Consider the following 18,851-nt stretch of genomic DNA (forward strand, 5'->3'; position numbering starts at 1 on the left):
ATTATTTTTCTAATTGATTTAATAGTTCTTGAACAATTTTGAAGTCATCGAAATCAAAACGTTCGCCATTTATTTCTTGATAATTTTCATGACCCTTCCCTGCGATTAAAATAATATCATTAGGTTTTGCCATTTGACAAGCCGTTTTAATAGCTTGTTTTCTATTAGTAATTGAAACGGTTTTTTTAAAATTTTGAGGCTCAACACCTGCTTCTACCTCATTCAAAATTGTTTCTGGATTTTCTGTTCGTGGATTATCACTGGTAAAAACAACTTGCGTACTCAAAGCCGACGCAATATGTCCCATTTTAGGTCGCTTGGTTTTATCACGATCACCTCCACAACCAACAACCGTTATCAGTTCTTCGTTTTTAGTTCGGATGCTATTAATGGTTTCCAATACATTTTTCAAAGCATCAGGCGTATGCGCATAATCTACAATAGCCGTTATTTTTGATTCGGAAATTAGATATTGAAAACGTCCTGAAACACTTTTTAAATCGCTTATCAATCTTAAAATTTCCACTTTCTCTAAACCTAATAATTCAGCGGTTGCGTAAATTGCCAACACGTTATAAGCATTGAAACTTCCTATTAATCGCGTCCAAACTTCACTATCATTAATTTTTAGTAATAATCCTGTAAACTGATTTTCTAAAATTTGCGCTTTATAATCGGCATAACTTTTTAAGGCGTAGGTATGTTTTTTGGCGGCAGAATTCTGCAACATGATTAAACCATTTTTATCATCCACATTTACTAATGCGAATGCATTTTTAGACAAGCCATCAAAAAAAGCTTTTTTCACATCGCGATACTCCGCAAAACTGCTGTGATAATCCAAATGATCATGGGTTAAATTGGTGAAAATCCCACCTTCAAATTGTAACCCTTCCGTACGTTTTTGATGAATACCATGCGAGCTGACTTCCATAAAACAAAACTCGACTCCAGCATCATTCATCTGTTTTAAATAGCTGTTGATAGAAATGGAATCTGGTGTCGTATGTGTGGCTTTAAATTCAGCATCATCTACCATAATTTTAACGGTAGATAACAAACCAACCTTATAACCCGCACTTTTAAACAACTGATATAATAAAGTGGCAATAGTCGTTTTTCCATTGGTTCCCGTAACACCAACTAATTTTAAATTAGCCGAAGGAACACCATAAAAATTAGAAGCCATAATTGCCAAAGCACTCGACGTATCACTGACTTCAACATAGACTATGTTGTCAATTAAAGTATCTGGAAGGTGTTCACAAACTACCGCAACACACCCTTGATTAATGGCGGTTTGAATATAATCGTGACCATCTGAAACGGTCCCTTTTACAGCGATGAATACGTCATTTTTAGTCACCTTTCTAGAATCGAAAACCAAATTATTTACAGACACAGTCGTACTTCCTGCAACAGCAAGTAACGGTACTTTATAGAGTATGTCTTTTAAAATCATCATGATGCTTGAATAGTTACTATTTGATTCTTCTTTATTTTTTCGCCTTTAGTAATGGATTGAATTTTCACTTGACCAACACCTTCTGCTTTCACATTTAATCCCATATTTTCTAATAAGGCAATAGCGTCCATTGCTGGCAGCCCAACAACATTTGGCATAATTGTTTTATAGGTTTGTGCGGTTTTAAAATAGGCGTCATACTCGGCATTTACCGCAATATCATTCACCTCCAAAGTTTCAACTACATCAATAATTGGGGTGTCGGTAAATATTTTTTGTGCTATACGTTTAAAAACAGGCCCGGAAACATCAGCTCCATAAAACCCTTTTTTAACGCTTGGCTTATGAATAACTACTATACACGAGTATTTAGGGTTTTCAGCAGGAAAATAACCTGCAAAAGACGACACATACCGTTTGTTTTCATCCCAGTCTTTTTTCCAATATTCGGTTTTAGCTGTCCCTGTCTTTCCTGCCATTGAAAAATAAGGCGAATACAGAGATCTTCCTGTACCACGAACCACCACATTCTTCAAAATTTCTTGCATTTCCCGAATGGTTTTATCGGAGGCTATTTTCTTATTTATGATATACTTATCAAACGTCTCTATATTTTTATCAAGCTCTTTTACTGATTTAATAAAACGTGGTTTCACCATAACACCATTATTTGCAATAGCATTGTAAAATGTAAGGGTTTGTAAAGGCGTCATCTCCATATTGTAACCGTAGGCCATGGAAGGCAAAGCATTCTTACTCCAAATATCATCGCCTGGACTTGGAATTACAGGTTTCCCTTCACCTAAAATGGGCAAGCCTAAAGGTTTATGTAAAGACCAACTTTTTATACGATTGATAAATTTATCAGGGTTTTTAGAGTAGTGCTCATCTATAATAGTTGCGAGCCCAATATTTGAAGACACTTCCAGTGAACGAGCGGCAGATATTTTACCATAACCGCCATGTTTGGAATCTGTAATAGTACGGCCATAAAATACTTTACGCCCTTTTTTTGTATCCACAATTGTTGATGTATCTATCACCTTATCTTCCAAAGCCGCCATTAAAGCCATAACTTTAAATGTAGAACCTGGTTCATGAGATTCTCCAACAGCATAATTTAATTTTTCGTAATAACCTCCACTTTTCGTTTTTCCTAAATTTGAAATAGCACGAATTTCACCAGTTGCCACTTCCATAACAACCACACAACCGTGTTCGGCTTCATAGGTTTCTAACTGTTGCAATAACGCGTGATGCGCTATATCTTGGATATTCACACTTAATGTAGTGTAAACATCATAGCCATCTCTAGGTTCAATCTGGTTGTAATCGGCAATAGGTTTCCATTGCCCTTTTCCTATTTTTTGTTTTAAACGCCTTCCGTCTGTGCCACGTAAATATTTAATTCCAAAAGCGCCATCAATTCCCGCTCGAGTTGCGTTGCCTTTTTCATCAAAACGTTCGTAGCCAATAGAACGCTGTGCAATTCCTCCCAAGGGATGTTCTCGTTTGGTAGTTTGCTCTACAATTAAACCGCCTTTAAAAGCACCCAAATTCAAAAGTGGAAAATTGCGCATGCGCACATAGTCCGAATACCCGATATCGCGAGCCAACAAATAATACCTGTTTTTATTAGCACGTGCCTTTCTAATTTCTTTTTGATAATATGCGGATGGTTTTCCCGAATACTTAGATAACGAATCGCATAATGGCTTTAACAACGATTCAAATCGCGTTGCTGAAGGTGTCAATGCATCCATACGAATATCATATTTTGGAATGGATGTAGCCAATAAATTACCATTGGCAGAATATACGTTCCCGCGATTAGCAGGAATCACAACATCTTTAATGGTCCGTTCTTCTGCCATGCTACGATACTTTTCGCCATGCAGCATTTGGATACTTAAAAGTTTAAACACGACTGCTAGAGCGAAGATGAACATACATCCTGCTACAAAATATAATCGGTTTGATATGTTCTTCTCGTTTGTTGCCAAGCTGAACTACTTTTTAGATTTAACTTTAATTTTTGTTGGCGGTATTTCTGAAATTGCCAACCCTTTTTTTTCCATTTTCAATTCTACAACGGTTTCTTTTTTCAGTTCCATAAGGCGTGTCCTGCCATCCACAAAAGCCGACCGTAATTCTTTTGCTTCATTATTTAATTGTGCAATTTGATGTACTTTTTTATCTGCACTATGGGAACTGGCTATCATAACAATGGCTAAAACGGAAACGAACAAAATCATTCGCCAGCTTTTAGGCGCATCTTCATTTATAAGAAACGTTCCTTTTAGTATGTTATTAATCCCCTTTTTCATTTGATTCTCTATTTAATAGGAATTATAGTTTTTTAGCAATTCGAAGTTTGGCACTTCTTGCGCGATTATTTACTTTTATTTCTTCTCGCGATGGCACTATTAAACTACCAACCTTTTTCATTGGCACTTCAAAATTGCCAAACACATCGCGTTCTGGTTCGCCTTCAAAAAGACCATTTCTTATAAAACGTTTTACCAATCTATCTTCTAATGAATGATAAGAAATAACGCTTAACCTGCCTCCTTTCACCAAAATCTCTGGTGCTTGTAACAAAAAGGATTTTAAAACTTCAATCTCCTGATTCACTTCAATACGAATGGCTTGATAAATTTGAGCCAATACTTTGTTTTCCTTTTTATGCTGTAAAAATGGCTTTAAAGCCAATTTTAACTGATCACTGGTTTTAATGGGCTCTAATTTTCGCTGCTCAACTATAGCGCGTGCCATAGCATTTGCTTGTCGTAACTCGCCATATTGCCAAAGCACTTGACTTATTTGCTCTTCATCATAATCATTCACCACATTATAAGCAGACAAATCACTTTTCTGATTCATACGCATATCTAAATCCGCTTCAAAGCGAGTAGAAAATCCGCGTTCTGCTATATCAAATTGATGAGATGACACGCCAAAATCGGCCAAAATACCATCCACTTCTTTCGCGCCATAGAATCGTAAAAAACGCTTCATAAACTGAAAATTCTCATGAATTAGCGTAAATCGTTCGTCATCAATCGTATTTTCAAGGGCATCAGGATCTTGATCAAAAGCAAAAAGCTTCCCATTTTCCCCCAAACGTTTTAGGATTTCTTTACTGTGCCCACCACCTCCAAAGGTGACATCCACATAGACACCATCTTCTTTAATATTCAAACCATCAACGGTTTCTTTCAGTAAAACTGGATTATGATATTCCATGATCGTCATCGTCTTGTCCCATTACTTCCTCCGCCAAATCAGCAAAATCTCCTGTAGCATCATCAATAGCTTGCTCGTATTTATCTTTATCCCAAATCTCAACGATGTTGATTGCACTTGACATAACTATTTCTTTTGAAATATCTGCGAATGCAACTAGATCTTTAGGAATAAGCAAACGACCAGTTGCATCCACCTCAATAATTTTAACACCCGCCGTGAAGCGACGTATAAAATCATTGTTCTTTTTCTTAAACCGATTTAACTTATTTACTTTTTGCATCAAGACCTCCCATTCAGCCATTGGATACAATTCCAAACACGGTTGAAAAACAGCACGTTTTAAAACAAATCCGTTTTGCAAAGCAGGCGCCAACTGTTTTTTCAGCGCAGCAGGCAACATCAGTCGTCCTTTTGCGTCTACTTTACATTCGTATGTTCCTATTAATGAGCTCAAAGCGGTTTGTATCGATTCTCGGGTTTAAGATTCAAATATATTGAAAATTTTACCACCTTTTACCACTTTCTACCACTTTGTTGATAATTTTTCGATTATATGTGAAGAAAAGTCGATTTGAAAACACAGAAAAGTCCTTTAAGAACTACCAATCAGGAAATTAAACGCTGAAAAACTTTAACATTTAGCAATTGTTAACATCTTGATTAAAAGTCTGCCATGTCACTTTTAAGAAAAGTGAATATATTCACAATGATTTACCTATATTTGTTTGAAGAAAAGACTAACCAATTAATGGCGCATAGATTAAAAAAAGAGAAAAGCTATAGTTACATAGAGGTAGGAGAAGGCACACCCATCATTGTTTTACATGGTTTAATGGGTGGATTAAGCAATTTTGATTCTGTAACTAATTATTTCAGTCAAAAGGGGTATCGTGTAATTATTCCTGAATTACCGATTTATTCCATGTCGCTTTTAAAGACAAACGTAAAAAGTTTTGCCAAGTATTTACACGATTTCATAGAATTCAAGGAACTTGATGAGGTTATTTTATTGGGAAACTCCTTGGGCGGACATATTGGTTTGTATCATACGAAATTATACCCAAAAAAAGTAAAAGGTTTAATTATTACCGGAAGCTCTGGACTTTACGAAAGCGCCATGGGTGGCGGCTACACAAAGCGTAGTGATTACGAGGTGATTAAGAAAAAAGCACAAGACGTTTTTTATGACCCTGAAGTAGCCACTAAAGAAATTGTTGACGAAGTTTACGAAACTGTAAACGACAGGAATAAACTAATTAAAACCTTGGCTATTGCTAAAAGCGCTATTCGTCATAATATGGCAAAAGATTTACCAAATATGAAGACGCCAACTTGTATAATTTGGGGGAAAAATGATACGGTTACACCACCAGAAGTGGCGGTTGAATTTGACGAATTATTACCAGATTCAGAATTATTTTGGATTGATAAATGTGGCCATGCAGCCATGATGGAACATCCCGATGAATTTAACACCATTCTAGATGGTTGGTTAACGAAACGCGGATTATAAAACAGTAACTCTTAAAAACCCAAAATTCTGGGAAAAAGCTATGGAAATTAAATCGGCAGAATTTGTAATGAGCAATTCTGATGTTGCAAAATGTCCCAAAAACTTGGTTCCTGAATATGCCTTTATTGGGCGCAGCAATGTTGGGAAATCCTCATTAATCAACATGCTTACAAGTAGAAAAAGTCTAGCTAAAACGTCAGGTAGACCTGGAAAAACACAGCTTATAAACCATTTCTTAATTAATAAAAATTGGTATTTGGTAGATTTACCGGGCTATGGCTATGCGCGTGTATCCAAAAGCTCCAAAAAAACATTTCAAAAGTTTATAACGGATTATTTCACACAACGTGAGCAATTGGTGTCCGCTTTTGTTTTAGTAGATATTAGACACAAACCGCAGTCCATAGATTTAGAGTTTATGGCATGGATGGGTGAAAACGGCATTCCTTTTTCCATAATTTTCACCAAAGCTGATAAGCTAAAACCGCAAGCCATTTTAAACCATGTAGCCGATTACAGTGCTATTATGCTAGAAACTTGGGAGGACATGCCAAATTATTTTATTACATCTTCTTCTAAAAACATTGGTAAAGATGATGTTCTGAAATACATTCATGAGCTGAATGAAAACATGAAGGAATGAAAACCTGCTTTCATTTCTATTTAAAATTCCTACCGCACAATTTATAGTTGCAAGAAAACATCTTTTAAGTAATCCCTAACGAATAAATTTTTAGACAATCAAAAAGTGTGGCGTTATGACTTCACGTCCAAGGCATCCCGAAGCGCATTTCCCATGAGCATAAAGGCCATAACCAAACTCATAATGCAGAATCCTGGAATTAAAGCCAAATAGGGTTTTCCAAGAATGATGTAATTGTAATGATCTTTTATCATAGCTCCCCAACTTGCCATAGGTGGTTGTGCACCAATTCCTAAAAAGCTCAAGCCACTTTCAATTAAAATAGCTGCCGCGAAATTAGCTGCCGAAATTACAATAACTGGCGCCATAATGTTTGGTAGGATATGTTTGGTGATTATTCTAAAATCATTAAAACCCAACGCACGTGCCGCTGTAACATACTGCATTTCTTTAACACCCATAACTTGACCACGTACTACACGAGCTACTTCCACCCACATAGTTAAACCTACGGCAATAAACACCTGCCAAAACCCCTTTCCTAAAGCTAACGTAATGGCGATTACCAGAAGTAAGGTTGGTATGGACCAAGACACATTTATAAACCACATAATAATGGCATCCACACGACCACCAAAATAACCAGCCACGCTACCCATAAAAATGCCAATTACCAGAGATATAAAAACGGCTATAAAGCCAATGAAGAAGGATATTCTAGCACCAACAAGTGTTCTGCTTAATAAATCACGACCATATTTATCAGTTCCGAAAAGGAAGGTTTTATTCGAAATTAAATCTGATTCAGAAAGGCCATTCATGTCTATCGTTTTGGTCATGCCTTCTAAACCATCAGACGCATATTCTGTATAGGTTACTGTATTATTTTGGATAGAATAAGACGTTATTGGGATTTCAGTATCTTGAATTTTCTTCCCAAAGAATATACTTGAAAAGAACGAATCTTCCATTTCTGTTTCTTGAGGAATAGTTAGCATTTGAACCGTAAATCCTGGTTTTTTAGAATGTATAGACAAATGCATCTGATTGGCATACTGGGAGTTATCAGGCGCAATTACATAAGCAAATATGGAAATTACCCCAACAAAAACAATAAATCCCAAACTAAAAACGCCCCAGAAATCTTTTTTGAATTTCTGGAGCGCTAATTGACTTAATGAGTTGGATTGTTGACTCATGAATTTCTAGTCCTTAACTGTCGCCATTTTTTTAATATTATACGATGTCTTTAGATCTTGCAAAACATGTAATGCTTCTTCAACATACACATCTTTGCTTAAGCTTTCATGCCAGCGCTGACGTTTGTCCTTTAAAACAGTATCCTGAACAAAAAGCTTTTGTTCATAAGGCAATGACTCGTATGTTAAATTGGTTTGGTATTCTCCAATTTTATCAAAGGTTTTGGATTCCGTTTCGTTGGCATCTAATTTCGCTTTGTAGTCTTCATAATTTAATGGGTAGGTTTTTTCATCCATTCGTGCCCGAACCCATTGCGCATTATCTGCAATTAATTTGAGCTGTTCGTTATCTTTCATACGCTCATTACTCATTTTTATGGTGGTATCATAATCAAAATAACCTTCCCATAATTTATAGTCGGCTGCATCAATTTCATCCCAAGACAATGGGTTTCTCTGATCCTTTTCACCAATATCTATATAACTGAAACGGTCTGGAACAACCACATCACTTTTTACACCTTCCAACTGAACAGATCCACCATTAATCCTATAATATTTTTGTCTCGTAACTTTTAAAGCGCCCAAATCTCCTTCTTGATTATTTCTAACCATGTTGTTTAAATCATAAAAAGATTGAACAGTTCCTTTGCCATAGGTTTGTTTACTTCCAATAATAATAGCGCGTTTATAATCTTGCATGGCTGCAGCCATAATTTCTGAAGCTGATGCAGAAAATTCATTAACTAAAATTACTAATGGACCATCCCAAACTATAGATTTATCGGTATCGTTTAATACTTCCTTTGGATGCTCTGTTGAACGCACTTGAACAATTGGGCCATCTTCAATAAAAAGTCCGGCCATTTCCACAACGGTTTGAAGTGATCCACCGCCATTGTTACGCAAGTCTAAAACCAAACCTTCCATGCCTTGCTCTTTAAGACGAATAATTTCATTCTTAACATCATTAGCTGCGTTTAATTTTTGATAATCTTCAAAATCTGCGTAAAATTTTGGCAGGTTTATAATTCCAAAATTCTTGCCATCCTTCTTAACAAAAGCGGACTTGGCGTGGGTTTCTTCAATTTCCACTATATCCCGCGTAATTTTTATTACTTTGGTTGTACCATCAACTTTTTTAACCGTTAAAAACACATTAGTTCCTTTAGGACCTTTTATCAGTTTAATAGCATCATCAATACGCATACCCGTTATGGTAATGGCATCTTTTTCATATTCCTGACGCACTTTCATAATTACATCACCTACTTCCAACTCTTTTCCTCTCCAGGCTGGACCTCCTGAAATTAATTCCAAGATTTTAGTATTATCATTTCGCTTTTGTAAACGCGCCCCAATACCTTCTAATTTTCCGGCCATATCTTGATTAAAAGCCTCCTTATCTTGAGGTGCAAAATATGTAGTATGTGGATCAAATTCTTGGGCAATTGCATTGATGTACATTACAAACCAGTCATCGCGATCTAAATCATCTATATAATCGTTGTAATAAATATCAATAGTTTTAAGTGTTGCTTCACGCGATTCTTTTTCAATTTCAGCCATCGATTTTTTAACAACGCGATCCGTGTTTAAAGAATCGGCACGGGCATTTATTTTTTCTAAATTTTCCTGCTCCACCATCAATTCATCATAATTTGATAAATTGCTATATTTTAAACGTTGTCTCCATCTATCTGTTAATTCTTTCTTATTCTTCACATAGCCGATGTTTTCATAATCTGCATCGTAGGTTTCGTTTTTCGCATAATCAAAAGGTTCATCTAAAATAGTTTTATAGATAACTTTAGCTTCTTCAATACGTTTTATTAAACGCTCATGTGTTAAGTTGAAGAATGAAATATCATAAGCTTTCAATTGATCATCTAACTCCGTTTTATATTTCGAAAATTCTTCAATATCCGATTTGTAGAAATATTGTTTTAATGGATCTATCTGGTCGAGATAATCCAAATACACCTGTTCAGAAAAGTTGTCATCCATTGCTTTTGGATCAAAATGACCACGTTCTAAAACGTAGGTTATTACTTGAATAAGCAATTTATCTTTATCCGGATCATCAAATGTTTTGGTAGTAAAACTACAGGATGCAAATGCCAGTAACAGCAAGAGCACTAAAATATTATAATTCCTTTTCATAAGTCTCAAAAAAAGCATAGATTATTTTTCACTAAATTAATGAAAAAACCATGCCAATTAAACCAATCACTAATAATTTTTTGTTAAACCATATAAATTCAGGCATTGCACATGATTTTATGTATTTTAGCAACCGTAATAAACGAAAATAAAATGACAAAAAGACCACTAATTTTAGTCACAAACGACGATGGTATAACAGCTCCTGGCGTGCGCGCATTAATTGAGGCCGTAAAAGATTTAGGCGATATTGTGGTGGTAGCACCAGATAGCCCACAAAGTGCCATGGGCCATGCCATAACCATTAATTCTACTTTGCATTTAGAGCGTGTAAAAATTGATGAATCTGGGCGTATTGAATACAGCTGTTCGGGTACACCTGCAGATTGCGTAAAATTAGCGGTTAACGAAATTTTAGATAGACGTCCAGACCTTTGTGTTTCTGGTATAAACCACGGTTCAAATTCCTCTATAAATGTTATTTATTCAGGAACAATGAGTGCTGCTTTGGAGGCTGGAATTGAAGGTGTGCCTGCTATTGGCTTTTCGCTTTTAGACTATAATTATAATGCCGATTTTTCCGCGGCCAAAATTATAGCAAAAAAGGTAACGCAAGAAGTTTTAAAAAACGGTCTACCAAAAGATATTGTATTAAACGTTAACATTCCAAACCTGAAGAAAGAAGACATTAAGGGCATTAGAATATGCCGACAAGCCAAGGCAAACTGGCAAGAAGAATTTGATAAACGCCAAACACCTCAAGGGAAAGATTATTATTGGTTAACTGGGAAATTTGTTAATTTAGATAAAGGCGAAGACACAGATGAATGGGCTTTAGAAAACGGTTTTGTTTCCGTGGTTCCGGTTCAATTTGATTTAACAGCGCACCATTATGTTCAGCAATTAAATACATGGAATTTTAATGATTAAAAAAGAAGTTTTTATCGGTTTATTAGTGGGCTTAATTGCCAATGCCATAGGTGTATATTTAGCTACTATGGTTTTAGGGAATCATACTGATTTTATCATGGCACTAAAAAATGCTTCTGCTGAAGGTTTTCTAGGAAAATTGGTGAGCCTTGGAGCCATTTTAAATTTAGCCGCCTTTTTTATCTTTATTAAGAAAAAACAAGATTATCGCGCTAGAGGTGTGCTTTTAGCAACCGTTATTGTTGCGGTTTCAACATTTCTATTTAAATTTATGTAGTATGAAATATTATATAATTGCTGGTGAAGCTTCAGGTGATTTGCATGGTTCCAATCTCATGAAAGCTCTGAAAAAAGAAGATCCTAAAGCGGAATTTCAGTTTTGGGGAGGCGACTTGATGCAAGCCGTTGGTGGTACTTTGGTGAAACACTACAAAGAACGCTCGTTTATGGGTTTTGCGGAGGTGATTATGAACCTCTCCTCTATCTTTAAAGATTTCGATTTATGTAAAACGGATATTGCCGAATACCAACCAGATGTTATAATTTTTATAGACAATTCAGGATTTAACCTGCGTATTGCCAAATGGGCAAAAAAAGAAGGGTTTAAAACCAATTACTATATTTCACCTCAAGTTTGGGCATCCCGAGCAGGGCGTGTAAAAGACATTAAACGCGATATTGATGCCATGTACGTTATTTTACCTTTTGTTGAAACGTTTTATAAAACCCATGATTATCCTGTAACGTTTGTTGGTCATCCCCTTATTGACGCTATTTCTGGTCGTGAACAAATTAGCGAAGCAGCCTTTAGAGCAGAAAACGAATTAAGCGAAAAACCAATAATTGCACTATTACCTGGTAGTAGAAAACAAGAAATTTCTAAAATGCTATCGGTTATGTTAAGCTTGACGCCTGACTATCCTAACTATCAGTTTGTAATTGCGGGTGCACCAAGTCAGGATTACGATTTCTACAAACAGTTTATTAAAAATTCCAATGTTCATTTTATCTCAAACAAAACTTACGATTTATTAAGTGTGGCTTCCGCAGCATTGGTAACATCGGGAACGGCCACTTTGGAAGCAGCTTTATTTAAGGTTCCAGAAGTGGTTTGCTATAAAGGCAGTTGGCTTTCTTACCAAATTGGCAAGCGTTTGGTTAAGCATATTAAATACATTTCATTAGTGAATTTAATTATGGATAAGGAAGTTGTAACTGAACTAATCCAAGATGAGTTTACCCGAAAAAATCTAAAATTAGAACTCGATAAAATTTTGGATAAGCCAACTAGAAACAAGCTATTTTTGGACTACTACGAACTTGAAAAAAAGTTAGGCGGTAAAGGGGCAAGTGCTAAAACGGCACAACTAATCTATAAATCCCTTAACCCGTAAAAGGCAGACTTTAAAACAGTTTTTCTTTTGAATTTTGAACACCAGAAAGTGTTTCCTGCAGGGACTTGGCAATAGCATAACCCAATAAAGGCGGAACGGCATTTCCTATTTGCTGATATTGACTCAAACCCTTTTCCCAACTCATTTTAGTTCGCATCCCTTGAAAAATAAAGGTATCTGGAAATGATTGTAATCGCGCGCCTTCACGTGCCGTAAAATTTCGATGTAAGAACGGATGAATAAAATTACTTTGAAAAGATGCTGCAATGGTTGGCGCAGGCTTTTCAGCATGTAAACGCTGATTATTTTGCGAAAAAACAATCTTGGATTTCTCCTTCGGGTTTCCACGTTTTACCGCAGCATGTTCTTGAGAAACATGCGCCAAAGATTCACCCGCTTTAATTACCTGAAACCGATTGATTAATCGTTGGGTATGACGCATAGCTATGTGGTTAAAAACCAACGTACTTTGCTGCCGTATAAATTCTTGATAAGTATTTGATGCATCCATTTCATAAGTCATTTTTTCGGCACCTTCCGATGCTTTTATTTGTGGTAAATCGGAAATGGCTTCCCAAACGCTTACCGGTTTCTCATATGTTTTCTTTGGGAAAACCGGTTGCTTTTCTAAATCCTTTCGGATGCCAATCATAATAACCCGTTGCCTATTTTGTGGCACGCCATAATCTGAAGCTAAAAGCACTTGATATTCCACCTGATATCCAATTCCAGCATTTTCAAACTCATCTTTCATAAGTTTAATAACCTGTCCTTTTTGCATGGATAATAAGCCACGTACATTTTCCATGACAAAGGCTTTGGGCTGTAAATCGGTAACCACACGAACAAACTCATAAAACAACTCGTTTCTAGGATCTGATTTTGCTTTGTTTCTGTTTTTGTTAGCCAATGAAAACCCTTGACAAGGTGGACCTCCAACAACGACATCCACAGGCTTTGAAAGGTGTTTTTTTAATTCATTTGTAGAAATGTCTCGTAGATCGTTTTTAATAAACGGCACATTTGGAAAGTTATGGGAATAGGTTTTTTCGCAATTTTCATCCACATCACTTGCTAACAGTGTTTGGAATCCAGCCCATTTAAAACCAAGTGCTAATCCACCACAACCCGAAAACAAATCGACTACATTCATATTGTAAAATTCCTTTTGAAAGGTTAAAAGTAACCGTTTTATACCTGTTGTCCAACCAAGTTTTTAAGTTGTTATTATTTTTTATAACAAAAATGTGTATTTTTGGAAATATGCAAAAAAGCTTACTTATTTTATTATGCCTATTCTGTTTTTCGGCATGTAAATCGACAAAAAAGGCGACTAGCTCATCGAAAAGAACAACTAAATCGGCTCCAGCTGTCAAAAAAATAGGCAGTAACAGCGGGACTTATAATTCTCAGGCCGAATCTATTATAGATTACGCCAAAACGTTTAATGGCGTGAAATATAAATATGGTGGTACAACTAAAAAAGGTATGGATTGTTCTGGTTTAATTGTTACATCCTTTAAAAAAGAAGCTATACAATTGCCACGAACCACATCACAATTAGCCGTAACAGGCGATTGGGTAGATGTTAAAGAAGTTCAAAAAGGAGATTTATTATTTTTTGCTACCAATAAAAATAGCCGAAACGTGAATCATGTAGGAATTGTAACCGAATCGCGTACTGGTTTTGTTGAATTTATTCATGCCTCTACCAGTAGCGGTGTTATGATTTCAGAGCTCTCTGAAAAGTACTGGTATTTTGCATTTGTTCAAGCACGACGAATCTTGTAAGTTATTTTTGTAACTTACTAATGTGAAACTTCTTGATTTTCCGATAGTTAAACTAACATGTTGTTTCATGTTGGGTATTTTAGTGAGTTTGCAGTTGGCATTATCACTGAAGTTTTCTGTGACTTTATCTTTCGTACTACTTCTAATTGTTACCATTACTTATTTTATAAATCGTAATCAGTTTAAACAATCCATCTGGTTTGGACTAGCCACGTATTTTATGGTTATGAGTTTGGGTAATTTAAGTGTGGAAGTACATAATCATCTGAATTATGACAAACATTATACACATCAGTACTCAATTTCTGAAGCCAAATTTTCAAAGTTTCAATTACGAATTTTAGAGGTTATTAAACCCAATATATTCAACCAACGTTACATTGCTGAAATAGTAACAATTAATGGTAAAAGTGTTTTTGGAGATATTCTATTAAACATTGGTAAAGACAGCAGTTTTTCAAACCTTGAAGTAGATGATAAGATTCAAATCTTTGGCGGTTTACAAGAACTTTACAGGCCTTTAAATCCGCATCAATTTGATTACCAAAGGTATTTAGAAAACCATCAAATTTATGCTCAAATTTATAGCAAGGCTGAATTTGTTTCTGTTCTATCAAGAGAAAAACATAGCATTTATGGTTATGCTGACTATTTCCGTCAAGCGATAAATAAAGGTCTTCAGAAATATAAGTATAGTGCATCTGAATTAGCGGTTATTAACGCCCTACTTTTAGGGCAGCGTCAGGATATTGATAAAGAATTATACGCAGATTATGTGAATGCCGGTGCCATTCATATTTTGGCAATTTCCGGATTGCATATTGGCATAATTCTGTTCCTTTTAAAGTGGCTGTTTAAACCGTTAATGCTTATTAAACATGGGCGTTATATTACTGCCTTTGTCATCTTATGGATACTGTGGAGTTATGCCGTGGTTGCGGGATTATCACCCTCTATTTTACGGGCTGTAACCATGTTTAGTGTGATAACAATAGGTATGTATTTAAAACGGCCATACAATATTTATAATACCTTAGCTATTTCGGCATTTATATTACTAATATGGAATCCTATGATTTTATTTGAAATCGGTTTTCAGTTAAGTTATTTAGCGGTTATTGGAATCGTAGCAATTCATCCGCTACTGTTTGCACGCTTAAAAACACCCTATGCCTTTCCTAATAAAATCATCACGTTAATAACGGTTTCATTAGCTGCGCAGTTAGGGATTTTTCCTTTGAGTATTTTCTATTTCCATCAATTTCCTGGGCTTTTCTTATTAACTAATGTGGTTGTCATTCCATTTTTAGGATTCATTCTAGGTTATGGATTATTAATTTTCGGAATGGCTTTAATGGACGTTCCTAAGAGCTTATTGACTGATATTTTTGGAGATATTATTAGTTTGATGAATCAGTTTTTTAAATGGATTGCAGAACAGGACGTTTTCATATTTAGAGATATTCCCATGAATTGGTTTCTTGTTATTGGTCTATATCTTATAATCCTACTCTTTACGAGGTATTTTATATCGAAAGCGTTCAATAAACTTGTTTTGGCAATGGTTGTGACTTGCGTATTCCAAATAGGTTTGTTCTTTAATCAGTTTTGGTATAGTAATAACAACGAATTTGTAGTATTTCACAAAAGCAGACACAGTATTATTAGTAAAAATTCTAGATTTCACTTACAAGTATTCCACAACTTGGACAGCCTAAAATTAAAATCAGATTATAGCATTGCTAATTATCGCGTTGGGAATTTTATTAAGACGATAGACTATCAAAGCATTCAAAATGCCTATCATTTCAACCAGAAACAATTTTTAATAATTGACAGTTTGGGTGTTTACAAAAACATATCCTTTAAGCCGGATTATATTATTTTGAGCCAGTCGCCAAAAATTAATTTAAATCGACTAATCGATTCTTTAAATCCGCAAGTTATTATTGCTGATGGCAGCAATTACAAATCGTATATAAACCGATGGCATGAAACCTGTAAAACACGAAAACGCCTTTTTCACTATACAGGTGAAAAAGGCGCTTTTATATTGAAAGAAAACTAAATTAGTTTGTAAACTCTGGTTTAAAAGCTTGAGCAAACGCTTGAAAATCTTGCTGTGTTTTAAAATTGTTATGCTCATTATTTTTAAACACCTTTAAATATAACTCCAATTGTTGTGGTGTTTGATAACCAATAATAGGCGCTAATAAATTAGCATCTTCATCCAAATATACAATAGTAGGATAGGATCGGATACTAAAATAGCGAGCTAATTCATGACCTGAATTACGCTTGTTAGCTTTTGCTGGATCATAACCTGGGTTTGTATACGTTTTCCCTTTAAACGTAACAGTTTCATTTCCTTCAGCATTAAATTTTACGGCGTAAAAATGTTTATTAACATAATCTGCCACATCCTTATTTTGAAAGGTATTTTTATCTAACATTTTACAAGGACCACACCAATTGGTGTACATATCCATCATGATTTTTTTAGGTTTTTTCTTTTGAAGTTCTACAGCTTCTTCAATAGTTACCCAATTAATTTCTTGTGCCACGCTAACTGTCGAGAACCCGACAATTAGTATTAAAGTATAAAATAAATTTCTCATGTTCTATTTGTTGTATTATATGTTCCGAACTTACAAAAAACACGCCAAAAAGGCGTGTTTTGAATTAAATTTAACAATTTTATTGATTAGCGCACACCATGCATTAATCGTTTAAGTAAAGGATTTAATGCCATGGATATAAGTCCCACAGCAACAGGAATTACCGCAAAAATTAAAAAGAAGGTTCCTAAAGAATACGCTTCAGAAATCTTATCAATCATTCCACCCATAGTATTTGCAGCCTTTTGTCCAACGGCAATGGCTAAATACCATACGCCAAACATAAAACCAATCATACGAGCAGGAACTAACTTACTTAAATAGGACAATCCTAAAGGTGATAAGCACAACTCGCCCATGGTATGAAATAAGTAGGCCAGAATTAAGAATACCATGCTTACTGATGCTGTTCTAGCACCAGGTGGAATATCTGATGCACCATATGATAAAATGGCAAAACCAACGCCTAATAACACCAATCCAATACCATATTTCATGGCAGCACTTGGGTTGTATTTACTTTCCCACCATTTCGAAAATAATGGCGCTAATGTAATAATAAAGAATGAGTTTAAAATTCCAAACCAAGTAGCATCAACCGTCATTTCTGTTTGACTAAATTTATCGTATAAACGGAATATTACTAATCCCCAAACCCCAACAAATGCAATGGCTAGGACAATATTAGAAGCGCCAATTTTGGTAAAGGTTTTCTTAAATATTAAAGCAATAACATAGGTTATAATAATCAGCGGAATTGTTGTTAAAAGCCCATCTATTATTTTAAATATTGTCGCCGAATTCCCAGTTAAACTTCTATCGGTATAATCACTTGCAAACAAGGTCATAGATCCTAAAGATTGCTCAAAGAACGCGAAGAAAAAGACTGTGAATAAGGCAAATATGGTAACAGCAATTAATCGGTCGCGAACTATAGGTAAATAACGTGCAATACGTGTAATTAACAAAACAAGAAACATGGCCAAAGCCGCAAGAATAACGATATTCGTACCACTCATTCCTCCTATTTCAAAAGGTACCAAGGACATTGAGTAGATAACATCCAAAGGATCATTAAAAAGATACAGTAATCCACCAATAGAGGATAAGACAATCAAGACATAATCGAAAGTCGTAAATGGATTTAGCTTAATTTCTGCTTGCATTTCCTCTACTATTTCCACATTGGTTTCGTTTGGTGTATGCTCCAAAACAACCTCTTCTTTTCTACCTGGTTTATCACCAATACTTCCAAATATTTTATGAGCTAACATAAATTGAAGCATTCCTAAAAGCATAAATATACCTGCTAAACCAAAGCCCCAATGCCAGCCGTAATTTTCGGCTAAATAACCACAAAGCATCATTCCAAAGAAAGCTCCAGCATTAACACCCATATAAAATATGGTATACGCACCATCCTTCTTGGACTCACGTGTTTTATACATTTCAGAAATTATAGAGGTGATATTTGGTTTAAAAAAACCAGTTCCAATTACCAATAAGGCAAGACCTATATAAAAACTCATAGTGGTATCAAAAGCCATGGCTGCGTGACCAAGGGTCATGACTAAACAACCAATAATTACGGCAATGCGATAGCCTGTAAACTTATCAGCAATCCAACCTCCTACAATAGGCGTTAAATATAGTAAAGAGGCATAAGTACCTATTAGCGCCAATGCATGTTCTCGAGGCCAATCCCATCCCGGATTATCACTCATCATTGGAGCTGTTAAAAATAAGATAAGAAGGATTCGCATTCCATAGAAAGAAAAACGCTCCCACATCTCTGTAAAGAAAAGAATAAATAGTCCTACTGGATGTCCGAGAACTGTGTCCTTAAATAAATTTTCAATATCCGTATTCATAGTATAGTTAGTTAA

At 35.4% G+C, this 18,851-nt stretch carries 17 protein-coding genes; 7 read left to right on the top strand and 10 right to left on the bottom strand.

Annotation, left to right across the window (positions count from 1 at the left end; all coding sequences use genetic code 11):
- Window position 1: 1 nt before the first annotated feature.
- Genes ACFPH8_RS00095 through mraZ form a run of 5 tightly spaced genes read right to left on the bottom strand, consistent with a single transcriptional unit; the run spans window position 2 to window position 5,168 of the window.
- Window positions 2–1,465: a UDP-N-acetylmuramoyl-L-alanyl-D-glutamate--2,6-diaminopimelate ligase gene (locus ACFPH8_RS00095; RefSeq protein ID WP_376857881.1), complete on the bottom strand. Its 1,464-nt coding sequence runs from the start codon at window positions 1,463–1,465 to the stop codon at window positions 2–4.
- Window positions 1,462–3,414 carry a penicillin-binding protein gene (locus ACFPH8_RS00100; RefSeq protein WP_376859078.1) on the bottom strand — a complete coding sequence of 651 codons (1,953 nt, stop codon included), beginning with the start codon at window positions 3,412–3,414 and terminating at the stop codon, window positions 1,462–1,464. Before ACFPH8_RS00100 ends, ACFPH8_RS00095 begins: the two co-directional genes overlap by 4 nt.
- Before the next feature lie 60 nt (window positions 3,415–3,474).
- Complete coding sequence (locus ACFPH8_RS00105; protein ID WP_248395837.1) at window positions 3,475–3,792, bottom strand: FtsL-like putative cell division protein; 318 nt, start codon at window positions 3,790–3,792, stop codon at window positions 3,475–3,477.
- Between the two features lie 22 nt (window positions 3,793–3,814).
- Window positions 3,815–4,711, bottom strand: a complete 897-nt coding sequence (rsmH, locus tag ACFPH8_RS00110; protein WP_376857883.1) for a 16S rRNA (cytosine(1402)-N(4))-methyltransferase RsmH — start codon at window positions 4,709–4,711, stop codon at window positions 3,815–3,817.
- Window positions 4,698–5,168 carry a division/cell wall cluster transcriptional repressor MraZ gene (mraZ, locus tag ACFPH8_RS00115; protein WP_376857885.1) on the bottom strand — a complete coding sequence of 157 codons (471 nt, stop codon included), beginning with the start codon at window positions 5,166–5,168 and terminating at the stop codon, window positions 4,698–4,700. Before mraZ ends, rsmH begins: the two co-directional genes overlap by 14 nt.
- Window positions 5,169–5,462: 294 nt before the next feature.
- Between mraZ and ACFPH8_RS00120 the strand changes: the two genes are divergently transcribed.
- Together ACFPH8_RS00120 and yihA are read left to right on the top strand one after the other, a co-directional pair.
- Entirely contained in the window at window positions 5,463–6,227 is a 765-nt protein-coding gene (locus ACFPH8_RS00120) for an alpha/beta fold hydrolase (protein WP_248400644.1), read from the top strand.
- A gap of 40 nt (window positions 6,228–6,267) precedes the next feature.
- On the top strand, window positions 6,268–6,870 hold the full coding sequence (yihA, locus tag ACFPH8_RS00125; protein WP_376857887.1) for a ribosome biogenesis GTP-binding protein YihA/YsxC: 603 nt from the start codon (window positions 6,268–6,270) through the stop codon (window positions 6,868–6,870).
- Between the two features lie 113 nt (window positions 6,871–6,983).
- Here yihA and ACFPH8_RS00130 read toward each other — a convergent pair whose 3' ends face one another.
- The gene (locus ACFPH8_RS00130) at window positions 6,984–8,069 is read right to left on the bottom strand and encodes an ABC transporter permease (protein WP_376857889.1); all 1,086 of its coding nucleotides are present in this window, start codon (window positions 8,067–8,069) and stop codon (window positions 6,984–6,986) included.
- A gap of 6 nt (window positions 8,070–8,075) precedes the next feature.
- Window positions 8,076–10,232, bottom strand: coding sequence for a carboxy terminal-processing peptidase (locus ACFPH8_RS00135; RefSeq protein WP_376857891.1), 2,157 nt, complete (start codon window positions 10,230–10,232; stop codon window positions 8,076–8,078).
- A gap of 153 nt (window positions 10,233–10,385) precedes the next feature.
- Here ACFPH8_RS00135 and surE point away from each other — a divergent pair, with 153 nt between their 5' ends.
- Genes surE through lpxB form a run of 3 tightly spaced genes read left to right on the top strand, consistent with a single transcriptional unit; the run spans window position 10,386 to window position 12,556 of the window.
- Window positions 10,386–11,162 carry a 5'/3'-nucleotidase SurE gene (surE, locus tag ACFPH8_RS00140; RefSeq protein ID WP_376857893.1) on the top strand — a complete coding sequence of 259 codons (777 nt, stop codon included), beginning with the start codon at window positions 10,386–10,388 and terminating at the stop codon, window positions 11,160–11,162.
- Window positions 11,155–11,439, top strand: coding sequence for a hypothetical protein (locus ACFPH8_RS00145; protein ID WP_376857895.1), 285 nt, complete (start codon window positions 11,155–11,157; stop codon window positions 11,437–11,439). Before surE ends, ACFPH8_RS00145 begins: the two co-directional genes overlap by 8 nt.
- 1 nt (window position 11,440) lies before the next feature.
- Complete coding sequence (lpxB, locus tag ACFPH8_RS00150; protein ID WP_248395858.1) at window positions 11,441–12,556, top strand: lipid-A-disaccharide synthase; 1,116 nt, start codon at window positions 11,441–11,443, stop codon at window positions 12,554–12,556.
- A 10-nt stretch (window positions 12,557–12,566) separates the two neighbouring features.
- On the opposite strand, the gene ACFPH8_RS00155 is transcribed toward lpxB, so the two are convergent.
- Window positions 12,567–13,709 (bottom strand): DNA cytosine methyltransferase, encoded by a 1,143-nt coding sequence (locus ACFPH8_RS00155; RefSeq protein WP_376857896.1) that lies wholly within the window; start codon window positions 13,707–13,709, stop codon window positions 12,567–12,569.
- Between the two features lie 299 nt (window positions 13,710–14,008).
- On the opposite strand from ACFPH8_RS00155, the gene ACFPH8_RS00160 reads away from it, so the two are divergent.
- Window positions 14,009–14,347, top strand: coding sequence for a C40 family peptidase (locus tag ACFPH8_RS00160; RefSeq protein WP_376857897.1), 339 nt, complete (start codon window positions 14,009–14,011; stop codon window positions 14,345–14,347).
- Window positions 14,348–14,465: 118 nt separating this feature from the next.
- A complete protein-coding gene (locus ACFPH8_RS00165; RefSeq protein ID WP_376857899.1) occupies window positions 14,466–16,415 on the top strand; it encodes a ComEC/Rec2 family competence protein in 1,950 nt (649 codons plus the stop codon).
- Window position 16,416: 1 nt separating this feature from the next.
- On the opposite strand, the gene ACFPH8_RS00170 is transcribed toward ACFPH8_RS00165, so the two are convergent.
- The gene (locus ACFPH8_RS00170; protein ID WP_376857900.1) at window positions 16,417–16,965 is read right to left on the bottom strand and encodes a thioredoxin family protein; all 549 of its coding nucleotides are present in this window, start codon (window positions 16,963–16,965) and stop codon (window positions 16,417–16,419) included.
- A gap of 86 nt (window positions 16,966–17,051) precedes the next feature.
- Window positions 17,052–18,836, bottom strand: coding sequence for a peptide MFS transporter (locus tag ACFPH8_RS00175; protein WP_376857902.1), 1,785 nt, complete (start codon window positions 18,834–18,836; stop codon window positions 17,052–17,054).
- Between the last annotated feature and the right edge of the window lie 15 nt (window positions 18,837–18,851).

Origin of the sequence: Bizionia hallyeonensis (genome assembly GCF_042657385.1) — a bacterium.
Lineage (GTDB): Bacteria > Bacteroidota > Bacteroidia > Flavobacteriales > Flavobacteriaceae > Algorimicrobium > Algorimicrobium hallyeonense.